At 39.0% G+C, this 16,421-nt stretch carries 10 protein-coding genes; all 10 read right to left on the bottom strand.

Annotation, left to right across the window (positions count from 1 at the left end; all coding sequences use genetic code 11):
- Positions 1–34: 34 nt before the first annotated feature.
- The 10 genes from DW721_RS00555 to DW721_RS00510 all read right to left on the bottom strand — a co-directional run bounded on the left by DW721_RS00555 (position 35) and on the right by DW721_RS00510 (position 16,401).
- On the bottom strand, positions 35–403 hold the full coding sequence (locus DW721_RS00555) for an FHA domain-containing protein (protein ID WP_118744460.1): 369 nt from the start codon (positions 401–403) through the stop codon (positions 35–37).
- Between the two features lie 11 nt (positions 404–414).
- On the bottom strand, positions 415–1,101 hold the full coding sequence (locus DW721_RS00550) for a LytTR family DNA-binding domain-containing protein (protein ID WP_022013545.1): 687 nt from the start codon (positions 1,099–1,101) through the stop codon (positions 415–417).
- Positions 1,102–1,211: 110 nt separating this feature from the next.
- Positions 1,212–2,801, bottom strand: coding sequence for an FHA domain-containing protein (locus DW721_RS00545; protein ID WP_118744459.1), 1,590 nt, complete (start codon positions 2,799–2,801; stop codon positions 1,212–1,214).
- A 9-nt stretch (positions 2,802–2,810) separates the two neighbouring features.
- Positions 2,811–4,154, bottom strand: coding sequence for a serine/threonine-protein kinase (locus DW721_RS00540; RefSeq protein WP_118744458.1), 1,344 nt, complete (start codon positions 4,152–4,154; stop codon positions 2,811–2,813).
- Position 4,155: 1 nt separating this feature from the next.
- A complete protein-coding gene (locus tag DW721_RS00535) occupies positions 4,156–5,295 on the bottom strand; it encodes a serine/threonine-protein kinase (protein WP_118744457.1) in 1,140 nt (379 codons plus the stop codon).
- Positions 5,296–5,405: 110 nt separating this feature from the next.
- Positions 5,406–7,490, bottom strand: a complete 2,085-nt coding sequence (locus tag DW721_RS00530; protein WP_118744456.1) for a serine/threonine-protein kinase — start codon at positions 7,488–7,490, stop codon at positions 5,406–5,408.
- Positions 7,491–7,530: 40 nt separating this feature from the next.
- A complete protein-coding gene (locus tag DW721_RS00525) occupies positions 7,531–9,879 on the bottom strand; it encodes a serine/threonine-protein kinase (protein ID WP_118744455.1) in 2,349 nt (782 codons plus the stop codon).
- Between the two features lie 115 nt (positions 9,880–9,994).
- On the bottom strand, positions 9,995–11,683 hold the full coding sequence (locus DW721_RS00520; RefSeq protein ID WP_118744454.1) for a hypothetical protein: 1,689 nt from the start codon (positions 11,681–11,683) through the stop codon (positions 9,995–9,997).
- 12 nt (positions 11,684–11,695) lie between these two features.
- A complete protein-coding gene (locus DW721_RS00515) occupies positions 11,696–14,083 on the bottom strand; it encodes an ATP-binding cassette domain-containing protein (RefSeq protein WP_243035916.1) in 2,388 nt (795 codons plus the stop codon).
- A gap of 23 nt (positions 14,084–14,106) precedes the next feature.
- Entirely contained in the window at positions 14,107–16,401 is a 2,295-nt protein-coding gene (locus DW721_RS00510; RefSeq protein WP_118744453.1) for a serine/threonine-protein kinase, read from the bottom strand.
- Positions 16,402–16,421: the final 20 nt, after the last annotated feature.

Genomic DNA, 16,421 nt, shown 5'->3' with positions numbered 1-16,421 from the left:
TCAGCAATGATTACATTCACTCTTTTTCTTATGTTTATCTAAGCTTATACAGGTTGTCCTCATTTCCCATATACAGCTCCTCTGCTGATGAAAGATAATATTCCTTTTCTCTTTCAAGCCTTGCTCCGTTTCCTAGAAATGTTCCATTTTTTGAATAATCCACTACGCGATACTTATTTAATGCTCCTACATATGTTATCTCGCAATGCTTTCTACTCACCTGTGCATCTGTTATCGCATATGTGCATTGTGTCGCATCCCTGCCAAATATCACCTTTTGGTCACTTGACAGAGGTATCAGCTTTCCGATATGCGTTCCTCTTATACATATCAAACCTCCCTGTTTATCCTCAGATAAAGCAAGGCTTCTTGTCACCTGCATTGTCAATATGTCATTTTTCAATTCAATCCCCCCTATAATATTTTTTTGATTTCTTCCTGATAGCGTCTGCTTATCGGTAATACACTTTCACCTACTTTTATCTCTGTTCTCGAACTTCCCGTTATATATTTTTTGTTTACCAGATAACTCTGATGACACCTTACAAATCCATACTGTTTAAGCATTTCTTCAAGCTCGTTCATTTTGGCATAAAAGCTTATACTCTCGCCTTTCTGGTATATTTTTATTTTTCTTTTTTCGCCTTCAAAATAATAGACTTTATCAAGAAGTATCTGCTCTTTTTTTCCATTTACTGATATATGCAGGCAGTTTGTGCATTTCGACCGTTCTGTCATGTACCTGCCTATTTCATCATCTAGACGCTTTTTGTCTACAGGCTTTAATATGTATGAAAATGCCTTATAAGTATATCCGTCAAATATATGCTCCGCAGATACAGTTATAAATATAATATCCACATCAACATTGTTTTCCCGTATATATTTTGCAGTATTCAATCCGTCATATTCCGGCATATTTATGTCTAAAAGCAGCAGGTCAATGTCAAATTCTTCTTTTTCTATATCATCAACCACCTGTTTTCCCGACATATAATGTACTACCTGTGCATCGTCATAAGAAAATATTGAATGTATCACTAAATCATGTATCTTTTCTCTATACTCTCTGTCATCATCACATATTCCTATCCGTAACATATCCTACCTCATACTTCACCCTGACTGTTCATCCTCCGCACCAGTTTTTTTGCGTTACCATCCACACTGTAAATGTGAACAATAATGCTTTGCTTTTGCGGCTGATAACTTTATCCCAGTTTTATTGCTTCATGTCTTCCTGCCATATACAATATTGTTCCCGGTGCAACACTTACATACTGACCTTTTATTGCTTTTGTTCCATCCGAAAATTCAATTCCATTTGATGAATAATCTATAACATAATATCTTTGCTCTGTACCGTTATATCTTATTCCACAATGTCTTCTGCTTATCTTCGGATAACTAAATACAAGTGTCGCACACTTCGGATCTCTGCCGAGTATCACTTCATCTCCGTCATTCATCACAAGTTCAGAAGAACTGTATTCTCCCTCCATTCCATATAAACATCCAGATTTTGGAATCATGCCCGGTGTAGGTTTATATCCTCCCGGCTCTGGCTCTGCACCAGTGCCTATATCTTCACCTGCTACTGTCATATCTCCTGCATAATTTTCTGATACAAAATCCTCTGGTGGCATTCCCGTCATATAATGCTTTCCATCTTCACCAACATAACCATCCGGATTTGGTGTCGGCGGTGTAAAAATTTGATTTTTTCCATCATCATGCTGTGGCGGCATCGGCGGGTCATATGGATATTGTGGATTTATCGGCTGTGGCGGTATCGGTGGTATCGGAAAATCCCATTCTTCCTCTGACTCCTCCTTTTCCATTTCAGGTTTTAATGCCGTCATAAAGAGTATTCCTGCTACAATGAGAAACACTCCTGCCAAAAGTGTTACATATACACCTGCTCCCGTGCAGTTGCTCATTATTTTTGACACGGCATATTTGCCTACACCGTCTATATCAAACAATCTTGCATCGACAAGCGTGATACTTTTTACATAATCGTCTATCTTGTCCCATATCATTCCCGGTATCATAAATGAATAGATAAGCCTTACAACAATTGTCACTGCTCCCGTGGCTATCATCATTATCTGGTTTGTCTTTCCTGTGACAGCAATGACTATAAGCGATGCTACTGCCAAAAGTACAGGAATTAACAATAATATTGCCATAATCTTAAATACATTCTTTACATCACTGTCACTAAGCTTTTTTGCCGATTTTTTAGCGGAATTGCTTTTTTTAGCCGTCGATTTTTTTGCCTTATTTTTACTTTTTGAACTTTTCTTTTTCGTTGTTGTCTTTTTGGTTGATTTCTTTGTTGACTTCTTTGAAGATTTTTTCACCTTTGCCGATGCTTTCTGTGCCGAGAGAATACCTGTATTTTGTGCACTCTTACTGCCTGATTTTTTTTCACCGGCTTTTTTTGTTATTCCCTCTATATCGTCAATCTCATCATCAGCAGTAAAGAGCCATTTGACTAACATTATCTGTGAGATAGAACTTCCTTTGTCTTTCTTATCAATCTTATCATCAAATTCTTTTACCTTATCATCCCATTTACTTGTATTTTCTTTGTATTTGTCTATGACTTTTTTATCAACCTGTGCCTTTTTTGCTGTTTTTGAGTCCTCGTCTTTTGCATACTTATTTATCTGTACTGCCGTTTTCAGATATTTTTCTCCCGAAATGCTCATTGACGGCAAAAACAGTGATATTATTATGATTATCATAAAAACAGCACCGACACACATCTGCCATTTAAAACCTTTTTTCTCCATGTGTACCTCCTAACTCAATTCATCAATTCTTTCTAACACCGTATATGACTCCTGTATCCTCTTTGTCCTATCAAGTTCCATGCAGTCACACGCCAGTTTTATCCACTTTTTTCTGTCACGGAGCTTAAATCTGTGTTCTACTTTTATCTTATCTGTTCCGCTTTCAAGTCTTTTTATCACATCCGGTGCTTTCTCTAATGTAAGACAATGATACATTGTCGCACCGACGGCATATATGTCCGTCCATGTCCCCTCGTTGCCTGCCTTGCCCGATTTTGCCGTCTGATATTGTTCAGGAGCGGCATAATCCGGCTTTAAGAATGACGCCGTAAATGTCATTTTCTTATCATATATATACTTTGCCGCCCCCATATCTATAAGAACAATCTCACCGTTTTTCTTCCTTATTATGTTTGCAGGTGATATGTCGCAATGTATCATTTTCCTTTCGTGCATATTAGAAAGTGCTTTTAATACCGGAACAAATATCTCTTTTATCTCCTGCGTATCATACAATTTATTTTTTCTCTTTCTAAGCTCTCTGCCTATGCTCTCCCCCTGTATGTACTCCATTACCATGTATGCAGTATCATTTTCAAAAAAGGCATCGGTTACCGTCACGATATTTTCAGTGTGTATAAATTTAGCTGTCATTTTTATCTCACTGACAAAGGATTTAAGTCCGTATTTAAACGGCTCAACCATGCCCGAATGTCTTATTGATACATAATTTTGTTCTCTCTGAACCCACTGTTTAGGAAAATATTCCTTAACGGCTACATTTCTCAAAAGATTTATATCCTTTGCAAGATAAGTAATTCCAAATCCGCCAATCCCTACGATACCTAATATCTGATACCTGTCATTTAAAAGAGTATCCGCAGGCAATATATCATTTTTATCTGTATTTCCATTGTCAATATGGGATATTATGTCTTTTTCGCCCCGGACATTTTCTTTTATGCAAAGCTCATCTTCCTTAATATCAGTTCTGTCTGCCGAAATACATAAAACTTTCCTGTCAAGCACAATCCCTGCCGACAATATCTTAAAATCAATGTCATTTTCTTTCGATAAGACTGCTATATCCGAAAGAGCCATGTCGCTGTCATCATTAAGCACGAGCAAAAAGCATTTTATCTCCAGCACACTGTCCCATGCTCTCCATATCGTATATGTATCGCTTTGACTGAAACGGCATCCCAAAAGCCATCTCTTTTCTATGACCGCACCCTGACACCATTTTTGAACTTCCCTCTTTATGGTTTTGTTGTCAAATCCACATATACTGCATACCGTGGCATCGTCGGGCAGTTCCTCAAAGCATCCCATACAAATCTTTGTCTTTTCCATATCAATCCTCACTGTGCTGTTTTAAATATTGCATTGCTGCTTCTTCTCTTGTAATATCAGGTATTGGCATTATCTCAGGCATTGTCTTTTGCCTCACTGCCTCGGCAGTCGGTTTTTGCGGCTTTTCTCCCGGCAGATACTCATGATAAAGGTCATAATACAACTCTGCCATTGACTGGTATCTGTCCTCTATCTGCACATTAAGACCTTTTAATATAGCATTTGCCTGATAATCTTCTATTTCTATATTGAACATATTAAGAGGTATTGTCTTATCTTCTGCGACACGCTCATAAGCTTTTTGCAATTTTATCCCCGTCAGCAGATAATACATTGTGGCACAAAGACTATACACATCTGTCCACGGTCCCTGATTTCCGTTTCTGTCATACTGCTCTATAGGTGCATAACCATGTTTCAGAAAAATGGATGTCTCCTGTCCTGCTCCACTGTGTTTTGCAGCTCCAAAGTCTATCAGTTTTGCCTTAAATTTGTCGTTGAGCATAATATTGTCAGGACTTATGTCCCTATGTATCACACCAGCCTTGTGCACGCTGTTCAATGCCTTAATAACATCTTTTAAAAGTTCAAACAATATATAACTCTGTAAAACTCCACCTGAGCTTTTTGCAAACTGCCTGAAATTTATCCCGTCTATATATTCCATAACTATATATGCCGTCTTGTTTCCGTAAAAGAAATCCCTTACGGAAACTATTCCCGGCATACCATAAAATTTTGAGAGTGTTTCTGCTTCTTTTATATATCCCTTAAGACCGCCAAGATAAGCAGCCTTTTTTGTATTTACCGTAAACACATCCATACTGTATGTACTATATTCCGTGGAATAGGTTGTCGTCTGCTCTCTCTTTGCCACGCCTTTTGGAAAATATTCTTTTATACACACCTTTTTACTCTGGTAAAAATCCCATCCTATATAGGTAATGCCAAAACCACCTATTCCTATGACCTTTCCGACAAGATATTTGCCGTTGAGTATCTCGTACGGTGGCATACCATTTTCCGGCTGTTGATAATCTTTTAATGAAAATCCGCATTTTGGACATGGCACACCGGTGTTTTCCAATAACTCCATACATCCCATACAAAGCCTGTTGGGGTCAACAAGTGTTTTGTCCATTTTTACCACCTCCTTCTATATTTAAAGATATTTAATAAAGCGTACATTCGCAATCTGCCTTATCCACCGCTTAATACTTTACAAAAAGCGGGTAAATACTTATTCTACATTTAAAAATCAAAGTCACTGTCATCACTTACAAACTCATCAGTGCTTGAATTTTTCTTTGATTTTTTCTTGTCTGACTTTTTACCTGTAGTTTTTTTCTTACTGCCTCCACCCGAAGCAACATTATAGTTCATTTTTCCTTTCGACTTATCCGTTTTTTTGCTGCTGTCAGGCTTCGGTGCCGCAGGTGCAGGCGGTTCAGTAGGTGCAGGAGTAGGTGTCGGTGCACCGAGACTTACCACAATACTTACTTTTTTAGGAACTTTTTCCTTTTTAGGGATATTTTTGTCTTTGCTGTTACTGTTATATTTTTTTCCTGACTTTGGTTCCTGGCTTATTATGTCACCCTTAGCAACACTTTCGCTTATAACCTGGTCTTTTGTCGTAAGCTTTATCTTGCACTTATACTTTTTATTCAGCTTATCTATAACAGATTTTGCCTCATCAAGATTTTTGTCCTTTAAGTTTGGCAGTTTGAACACATACTTGTCCTTTTTGCCCCATGATATATAAAATTTAAGTTTGTCTATATCTTTTGATGAAACATCGCCGCTCTTGCTCTGTTTGAAGCACTTGTCTTTTGAAGCCGAATTGTAGTCATATTTAAAACTTATGTCTGATGTGACTCCTGCATTTTTAAGGTTTGTCTCTATCTCACTTTTTGACATTTTAGTCATTTTTTCTATGGTGACTTTCCCGGCACTTCTGACGGTCACTTTTACGACTTTGTCATCCGGAATATCTGCTCCCTGTCTCGGCTCAGTGTCCTCCACTTTCTCGCTCTTACAGGCTTTATCATATATATATGTAACTTTTGCCTTGCAGCCTGCATCATCCAGATTTTTCTTATATTCTTCCCAGGTGGTGTTTCCTCTCTGATATGCTGCCATCTTTTCAACATTTGAACCGGAATTGTCACCTCTGTTTTTATTTATGACTCTGTTTGCAACACTTACACCTGCAAATACCGCACCTGCACAAACAGCCATGCTGCCTGCAAGTATTGCTGCCCTCTGCCATGCCGCCATCGCCATAAACTTCTGCTTCAGACGGTTTCCGACCGTGTCCTGGTCGTCCTTTACTTTTGGCAAAATCCATTCCGGCTCATATACCGGAACGAAATTTTTGCCATCGAGTGCCTCCATGAAATCTTCCGCACATTGAAGCCTGAACTGTGGCTGTATATTAAGGCAGGTCATTATGGCAAATTCTGCCTGCTCCGGAATATTTATTCCGACCTCCGACAATGTAAGCAGCTTATCCTCCTGTGTCCTGTCATTTGCAGGCTGGGGTTTTGCACCCGTCAACATTCTGTAGAAAAGTGCCGCTACCGCATACAGATCCGTATATGGTCCCTGCACCGCTTTTCTTCCATACTGCTCGATAGGTGCATAACCCTCTTTGAGCACGATCGCCGTATTTTCATTTTCAACACGCTCGGCATATTTTGCCGCTCCGAAGTCTATAAGTTTGATAACACCTTCGTTTGTAACAATAATGTTGTCAGGTGCTATGTCCCTGTGTATTACACCACGCTTATGTATTTCTTTAAGAGTGTAGAGTATCGTAAGCACAACTCGTCTTGCCCAGTCATACTCCACTCTGTTGCCCTTAAGTTTAAGGATATGTTTTACATCCATTCCTTCAAGGAACTCCATCACGATGTAACCGGTGTTGTTTTCCTCAAAGAAGCTGTAAACCTGAACAACACCTTTTACATCCTGCAGGTTTGCTATACTTCTCGCTTCTTCGAGGAAGTGACGGAGACCTATCTTAAAACGCTCATGCCTTACGCTCTCTGATATTACCGATACAGTGCCCGTAGTTCTCTCTCTGCCGGAAAGCTGCTTAGGAAAATACTCCTTTATGGCGACTTTGCATTGCAAAAGGTTGTTCCAGCCTATATAGGTATTTCCAAATCCACCTGAGCCAAGCAGTTTGCCGACGATAAACTTTCCCTGCAATACCGTACCCGGCTTGAGACACATATCAGCATTGTATTCTATATTTAATTTTTCTTTACAATACGGACAGATATCCTTTGTATTGTCAGCTATCTGCCGCATACAGCTATAACAAAATCGCATATATGTTTCCTCCTGAAAGATTTAATACTACTAGCTATTTTCATGGTTGTTGCCCAAAATCATTATAGCTGTCACCCTTCTTTTTACTGCTACCACCACTAGGCTTTTTAGGTGTGCTGTTACTGCTGCCGCTATTGCCACTTGGTTTTGTAACTGTTTCAGGTCTCTTTGTCACTACCGGCTTTGGTGTTGGTTTCGGCTCAGCAGAAATCTTAAGCCTGTCGCCCTGCTTAAACTCAGTAACATTTGACTTTCCGTTTACCCATACTTTTTTGACGATATAATTGTCAGGATATTTTGTTCCAAGTGATGCACCGGCATTTGAAGCATATCTTTTCAGTCTTGCAACGGTAAGTGAACTGTTTATCGATACATGGCTTCTGACAGTGGCAAAAAGCTTTCCGTCACCGTTTTCAGAATCATCATTTCTTCCGTCATAGCCCTTTTTATTTTTAAGACTTTTAGAGAGAACTTTTACAATAGTTCCCCTGCCATATCTGAAACTTACATACTCACTTGAATATTTGTCCGACGACAGTGTACGAAGTCTTGCCCTGTTGCCTGTTTTATGGTCTTTAGGATTTTTGCTGTAGACAAACTTAACTGACGATATACTCTTTCCTTCAAATGTACCGTATCTCTTGCAATTTGCTTTCGACATTGTGTAATATGCACCGGTATGGTATATAAACTGAATCTTCTTCTTGGAAGTATCCATTCCGTTTATCTTTGCAGTCTGTTTCTTTATCTCGCTGTCAGCTTTCGCCGTATCAGAAGCATATTTCTTTCTTATCGCATCAAGGTCTATCATATTTTTGTCATATATTATCTTTGACAAAGTTCCGTAAGCCTGTGTATCATCACCCTTTTTCAGGCTGACTCCGTCAGGTATATAGCTCTGCATATATACATCTTTAGATGCTTTTATACGCTTTTTGACAGACGCACTTTGAGCCCATCTAGTGTTGGTGCAGTTTTTAAGCCATTTTTCTGAAAATGTTACATTCTTCGTACTTGCGACTATGACATTTGCATATACCGTCCTGTTTTTCTTTATGTCCGAGTTCACTTCATCCAAAGTTCTTCCGTCCTTAAGCACATCATTTGTCATATCATTGTATTCAAGTACCGTACCCTCGGCATTGTTTGGGTCATATCTGTACTCAACAGTCCTGTTTCCTTTTTTCAGACCAAAATCAGTCCACTCTTTATCAAAATCAGCAATCGTCATATCACCGCTTTTTACTTCGCTGACAATCTTAAATTTTTCCTGTGTCGCACCCTGGTTGCTGCTTCCTCCGTCATGCAGTCCTTTTATCACAACTGCGCCTCCGGCTATAACAGCTACACCTACGACTGCGACAAGACCTTTCACCCATATAGGCATTTTTCCCGTATCACGCTTTGCACGCTTTACTTTGCGTCTTTTTGTATCAGAAGAATTAAGCTCTTTGTAAAACTCCTGTGCAGTCTTTGTCCTGTCATCCTGATACACATTTAAGGCATTCATAAGTGCGTTTTCCATCGACTGGCTTATACCTGTGTTTAATTTTGACGGCTCTGTTATCTCATCAGATAATGCTCTGTCTACAGACTCAGGCGGCACTTTTCCCGTTATCATCCTATACATGACTGCCGCAAGAGCATAGACATCCGTCCACGGACCTCTTTTTCCCTGGCTTCTGTACTGTTCTTCCGGTGCATAGCCCTGTTTTAATATGATGGCAAGACTTTTTGAATTTGCTGTTGTTACATATCTTGTTGCACCAAAGTCTAACAGTTTTACTTCACCCTGCTCAGTTATAAAGATAGTTTCCGGTGCTATATCACAATGGATAATGTCTAGTGGATGCACTTTCATAAGTCCGATAAGTATCTGTGATATAAACTGTTTTGCCTCCTCAGGTTTATATACCTTTCCCGTATCAAGAACTTCTTTTAATGTTGTTCCCACAAGGTACTCAGATATAACATACCCTGTATCATTTTCAGCTATACAGTCATAAACTTTTGCAACTCCCTGTGTATCGGCAAGCTGCTGTATCTTATTTCCTTCATTTAAAAATGTTTCAAGACCATGTGAAAACTGTTCGTACGCATCTCCTGAATATATGGTAACTTCACTCTCTCCGTCAGAACGGGTTGAAAAGTCACTAGGAAGATACTCGCTTATTATGACTTTATGCTGTGCCTCGGCATCAAAGCCGAGGTATTTTACCGTATATCCGCCGTACTCCAACGCTTTACCTACGATGAACTTTCCTCCGATAATAGTACCCGGGTCCAGATAATATGATTTTTCCCTGACATTCGACTGGTCATATCCGCAAGCCGGACATATTTTGTCGTTGTCAGAAACCTGGTTCATACAACCCATACAAATTTTCATAGCGTTCCCTCATTTCCGTATATATTTACATAAACTTGTCGGTGTTTAACAGGTCATACAGGCAGATATCACTCTGCATATAAACATACATTACTTTCTGCTTTTGACCTTTACATTATTTCTGCTTAACTACATTGGTTTTAGATTTTTTATTGTGTTTCCATGCCTTATAAGTATCAGCATTTGTGTTTAATAAAAATTTCATTTCAAAGTTGGTTATTTTAACCGTATATCCTTTTATAATCACACTGTTTTTCTTTTTCTTAATAGGCAGTTTAACCAGTTTATAACATCTTGAATTCCAATGATTGTTACCTTTTGCCATAATATATACATGGCTTAGATTACTCATAACAAAGCGGTTAATTTTTATTTCCAACTGCTGTTTTTTCTTTGAATATGTCGCCGTATATTTAATCTGTGGAATTTTAGATTTCACCGTAATCTTAATCTTATTTTTTCCAATGACATATGTGACAACAGCCTTGCCTGAAAAATATTTCTTCACGCTTACCTTTCCGGTCTTTGCATTTACAGAAAGATTTTTCTTGTATTTTGAAGGTACCGTAATCTTTTTAACTTTAAGGCTTGTGCCAAATATTTCCTTTGATGATGCCGAACTTCCCCATGCAACCGTAACATTCGGTTTGTAAACCATAACCGTAAAATCGCATTTAACAGTCTCGTATCCATCCGCTGATATTTCACAATAGTAGGTGTATTTTCCTATTTTTGCATTTTTACGTGTCTTGTAGCTGCTCTTTTCAGACAATGATTTGTCACTGCCTTTTTTGTACCATTTATAAGTACACTGGGCATCTGTCTTTACAGTTACTTTTAAATTTAATGCCGTACCGCTTTTTACATATTTGTCAGAGTTGTCATAATTTACTGAAAGTTTCTTATCAGGAGTTTTTGATGGCTCTACTGTAGGTGTCACCATAGGGGTCTGACTTGGCTCTGTCGTCGGATTCTCCGTTGGACTCTGACTTGGCTCTGCTGTTGGTGTTCCTGTCGGATTCTGACTTGGCTCTACAGTTGGTGTTCCTGTCGGATTCTGACTTGGCTCTGCTGTTGGTGTTCCTGTCGGATTCTGACTTGGCTCTGTTGTCGGCTCTCCTGTCGGACTCTGACTTGGCTCTGCTGTTGGTTTCCCTGTCGGACTCTGGCTTGGCTCTGCAGTTGGTTTCCCTGTCGGACTCTGGCTTGGCTCTGTTGTCGGTGCTCCTGTCGGGCTCTGACTCGGCTCTGTTGTCGGTGCTGTCGGGGTCTCCATTGGAGTAGCTTCTGCTATCTTGATAATCTTTGTGTGCAGATAAGCAACATTTCCGTATGGTGACTCAAATTTTGCATAAATTACTATCCGTTTTCCTGCATAATCTGATAATGTTATTTTTTGATTTTCATATTTATTCCAATGTGCACTCTCTAAACTTTCCAACGCATCTAAATTCTTTACAGTATAATTATAATTGTCACTATCCGCAACTTCTTCTATATAATAGTAAGAAGCAACAGCAGTTGTAGTTGCACTAATAGTAAATGCAGCTTTAGATACTGCCTCTGTTTCTAATTCTGCCGTACCACTATATTCTTTATATTCTCTGCTCCAAGACCCTGCAGCTTCTTCACCGGCTACACTACCACTTTCTCCACTAACATTTATCGCACAGTTTGTTGCTGCTATAATTTCTTCTGGATTTGTCACTTCTGCCTGTGCTTTTCCTGTCCCAAAGTTTATCCCGGTAAATAAAGAAAAAATCATTGCTATTGCAACCAGCATTGCCATATTTTTTTTATTCATGTCTTTTACCTCCTATCGTGTATCTTTCTTAAGATTTCTAAGTACAATTACACTTATCACTCCGCATACTGCCATCATTAAAAATAATATCAGCCATGTATTAGTCAGATGTGATGCTCCTCTATTGTATAAATCATTATGTTCATGTGGCATTCCTGTCACTTTCATATTCAGTTTATTTAAGTTTGTGATATTTCCAAGACACTCCATAGACCATCTGCTGACAGTAATGTAAGATATTTTGTCTGCTGCACCTTTTAACTCAAATAATACGCCTGAGAATAAAAGCTGTATTATAAGTACAAACGGTGCAAGTGCCATAGCCCTGTCACTGTTTCTTACACATGATGACACTATAAGTCCCAATGCTGCAGACGCATATATCGTAAGGAATATCGTGAGCCATATCTCAAGCTGCGGAGTTGGAAGTACCTGTTCCTTTTTAGGTGCGTGTTTCATAAGCACCAGAAACAATCCCGTCAAGATGGTAGTCTGCATAAAGCACACAACCGCCTGAACTATATATTTTGACAATATATATGTCCATAGTCTCAGATTTCCCATGTATTCACGCTTCAGTATAGGTCTTTCCTTACATACTTCCTGTATCGTGTTGAACAAGCCTATCCATATTCCGGAGCAGGCAAGTGCAAACATTATCGACTGTGTCGAGTCATATATCTTAAAAACATCTTTTTTTGCCACTACTTTTAACAAAAGAGCTATTATGAACGGCTGCAATAAAAGCAATAAAAGTCTTTGTCTGTCATTAAAAACAAGTTCAAAATATCTCTTTGTGAGAACTCCAAGCTGCTTTAACGGTGATGTTTTCTTTCCTGAATCTTTTATCATGTCTGATATTTTTTCATTCTCATTTACTTCAGGTATCTCCGTGTTCCTGTCAAGATGCTGCTCTTTATAAAGCATAAGATATTTCATATTCCACATATCAACATTCGAAGCAAGCTCGCTATACACATCCACAAGACTGTCTTTTCCAAAATATTCATACATTTTGTCCGGTTTGCCACAGTAACAGATTTTTCCTCCCGGTCCCATAAAGATAACTTTGTCACAAAGGTTTATGTTCTGCACTGTATGTGTTACCATGATTATTGTCTTATTCTCTGTTTTTGACAGTTTTGCAAGCGTGTTCATAAGACTTTTCTCTGTATCAGGGTCAAGACCTGATGTAGGTTCATCAAGGAAGAACAGTCCGGGGTCTGCGAGAAGCTCAACTGCTATACTCGCTCTCTTTTTCTGGCCTCCACTGAGTTTTCTTATATATTCATTTGCTCTTTCCTCAAGTCCCACCATCTGTAAGACTTTTTGTATTCTCTCGTCTCTCTCTCCCTTTGTCGTATCTGGCGGCATCTTTAACTGTGCCGTATATTCTAACATTCTTCTCAATTTGAGATTTTCATATATTATGTCCTGCTGCGGCACAAAACCTATCATATTTTTAAGTGACTGAAAATTCTTTCTGAGGTCTATTCCATTGCAATAAACTTTTCCGGAAATGTCATAGTCAAATCCACTCATCGCATTCATAACCGTGGTCTTGCCTGCTCCCGAACCACCTATAATGGCTACGAACTCGTTGTTTCCTATGTCACAGAAAACATGATTTAATATTTTTTTTCTGTCATCAGCCTTGCCGACAATCTTGTTTACATTGTGCAGCTCCAATGATGCTCCGCCTGCCGCCTGCTGGTATATGACACTGTTTTCCGAGAGGAACATAGTTATGCCGGCAATCTGTATTATATCGCCGTCATGTACTTCCATACTGCCTGCCCTCTGCACGATTTCGCCGTTTACATAAATACTGTTCACACTGTTGTTGTCATATATCACATAGCCGTTTGCACTATTTACAAGAAGTGCGTGTTTCCTTGACACACCCGGATTTTCAAGCACTATGTCATTGCGGCTGTCACGCCCTATCGTTGTCTGAGGTTTTGTAAGTTTTTTTGTGCTCCAGACTGAATTTCTTGAAATACTTGAAAATACGAGTATTACATTTTTACTGCTGTAACTGCTGCTCCCTGCTATCCTGATAAACATATCACCCGGCTGTTTTACATAATACTTTTTGGCAAACATCGGATGGTAACTTCTGTCACGATACAGATACATTTTTCCACTGTCATCCAGATCCCCGACATAGACCATATCATTTACAAGTTTTATTTTTCCCTGTATTTCTGAAATCACCGGGTCATTTATAACTATGTCACACTGCATCGAACTTCCAAAAAACAGTCTGTCTTTTTTCATCCCGGCAAGGTCATACTCTGTTATCTGTCCGTTGCTCAAAACGATAAGTTTATTAGAAGAACCGTAATACTTTGTGTTATCCACATAAACCGTTGATTGTAATCTGTCACTGTTCTGCATAAGCCTTTTGTCCTTTTCAAATATTACTTTTCATTTATCTTCCCATCATTTGTATTTAACATAATGCAAGGTGTCTGAATTTCTTTTATCATTTTCTCAAGACTTCTCTGTCCTGAGATGGCTGTTGCCGCTTCAAGTCCGTTTGAACTTAAAACTAGCGGATAGTTCTGTATCTCACCATCTTCAAAATCATCCTGTGCTACCATGTAGTACAATAATCTTTCAGATGCAAGCTTTTTGTCTTTGTCATCATTGTCAAAGATTGAGAAAGTTCCCGTATATCTTACAAGCATCTTTCCGTCAATAACAGGTATAAGCAGTCTGTAGCCATCACTTTCTGCCGCCTGTGTCTTATAAAGTTCCTTGCGGTACTCTATTCCTGAAATGATATTTATTCCTTTTAGATAATTCTCACTATTACTTTCAAACTGCTTTTTTCCGTAATTATTTTTATCTTTGAGCCATGAAACTGTATCCGCTGATACATCATCAAACTGCTTTATGCTGCTTTTTATATCCTCATCCGATGAATCCCATGTTCCGTCACTATTTACATCAGTGCTGTTTTGATAAAGTGAGAGTAATGTGCGGTATTTCCTGTCAATATATACCGACTCACTGCCACTTCCTGCATTTTTCAGTATCTCATCAAGCTCCACAGTCTTACAGTTGTCATAATCTCCATCTTTGCCATACCATCTGCTCTCCATAAGAGACTTTTTGTCCCGGCTGGTCTGAATATCCTTTAATGCATACATTAGGACAATATCAAACGATGTCGGCATCTGCTTCATATCAGGATAATATTTTGAATAAGCTGACATATAGCTGTAATCTCTGAGGTTGAGCATCGCATAGACATTATCCTTAAGTGACACCATTTTCTTTTCACCTGATGTTATATCCGTAATATCATCCGTCTGTATCATGTCAGGATATTTTTCTTTGCCATCTTTTGCAGCCTTAAGTGCAGCATCCATATCTTTGTAACCGCTGTTTTTATCACTTATGTTCTTTACTTCCACGGTAATCTTAGGATTTTCAGCTTTCTGCTCTTTTGTAAACTGACCTCCGTCTGAAGTTTTTGTACTTTTTACGGCAGATTTAACTTTCATATTTGCACGGGATACAGTCTTTTCAACTGTATCTTTCATTTTATCGTTATCTACCCATACAACTATGTCAGTTGCCTTTTCTATCTTTGCATTCTCGTTATACAGTTTGTCACTATGCTTTATTTTATTATTGAAAAATAAGCCGCCAACCCCTATTGCCGCAAGTGCCAGCAGCGACATACAGGCAACCATTATCCTCTTTCTTTTCCTTATACGCAGTTTTACTTTTGGATATTCCGCTTTTCTCTTGCCGTTTATCGCATCATCAAACTGCTGTATTCCCTGAAATCTGAGTGCCGGCTGCACCGCCAATGCCTCCATTATCGCCCTGTCAAGATTTGGCTCTATGTCAAAACCAAGTTCTAACGGTGATTTGAGTTCGTCCTTGTATTCCCTCTCGGTAGACTCAATAGGCTTTTGTCCCGTTATCATCTGGTACAGTATCGCACCTATCGAATATATGTCAGTGAAATATCCCTGCCCGGCACTGTCTCTGTACTGTTCCGGTGCGGAATATCCTACCTTTATGACTTTTTCGCCCTCTTTTGCTCCGCTTTCGTCATTTAATATCGCCGCACCAAAATCAAATACTTTTACCGAGTCCTCACCTGCAATAAATATATTGTCCGGGCTTATATCCCTGTGTATAATCCCACTTGCGTGTATCTTTTTTAAGGCTTCAACTACCGGTTCTATGATAGTCATCGCTATATCCGGCGACAGTGCACCCTGTTTTTCAAGGTAATCTTTGAGAAGTACACCATCTATATATTCCATGACTATGTATGCCGTATTGTTCTCCTCAAAATAATCAAACACATTTACTATGTCATTTGCTTTTCCAAACTGTGCGATACTCTGAGCCTCCATAAGGAAACGCTTTATCTGATTTTTATACTGCTTCTCTTTCTCACCGGACAAAAGACCTACTTTCATCTCTCCCGGTGACCTGTTTACAAGACCTACCGGGAAAAACTCTTTTATCGCAACGATGACACCAAGTGTCGCATCATAACATTTGTAAGTTATTCCGAAACCACCGACACCTATTGCCGTTCCAACAATAAAATGTCCTTTTAAAACTGTTCCCGGTCTGAGATAGTGCGGCTGCTCCGGAGGTGTTCCCTCCACATAACCGCAATAACGGCACACCTCATACGGTCCTTTGACACTAAAGCAGTTCATACATAATTCATTTGCCATAACCTGTCCTCATTTCTTTT

It is taken from the genome of Clostridium sp. AM27-31LB, from assembly GCF_003480745.1.
Classification (GTDB): Bacteria; Bacillota; Clostridia; order Lachnospirales; family Lachnospiraceae; genus Butyribacter; species Butyribacter intestini.
The sequence above is the reverse complement of the archived record's forward strand: the minus strand, read 5'-3'. Positions and strand labels throughout refer to the sequence as shown.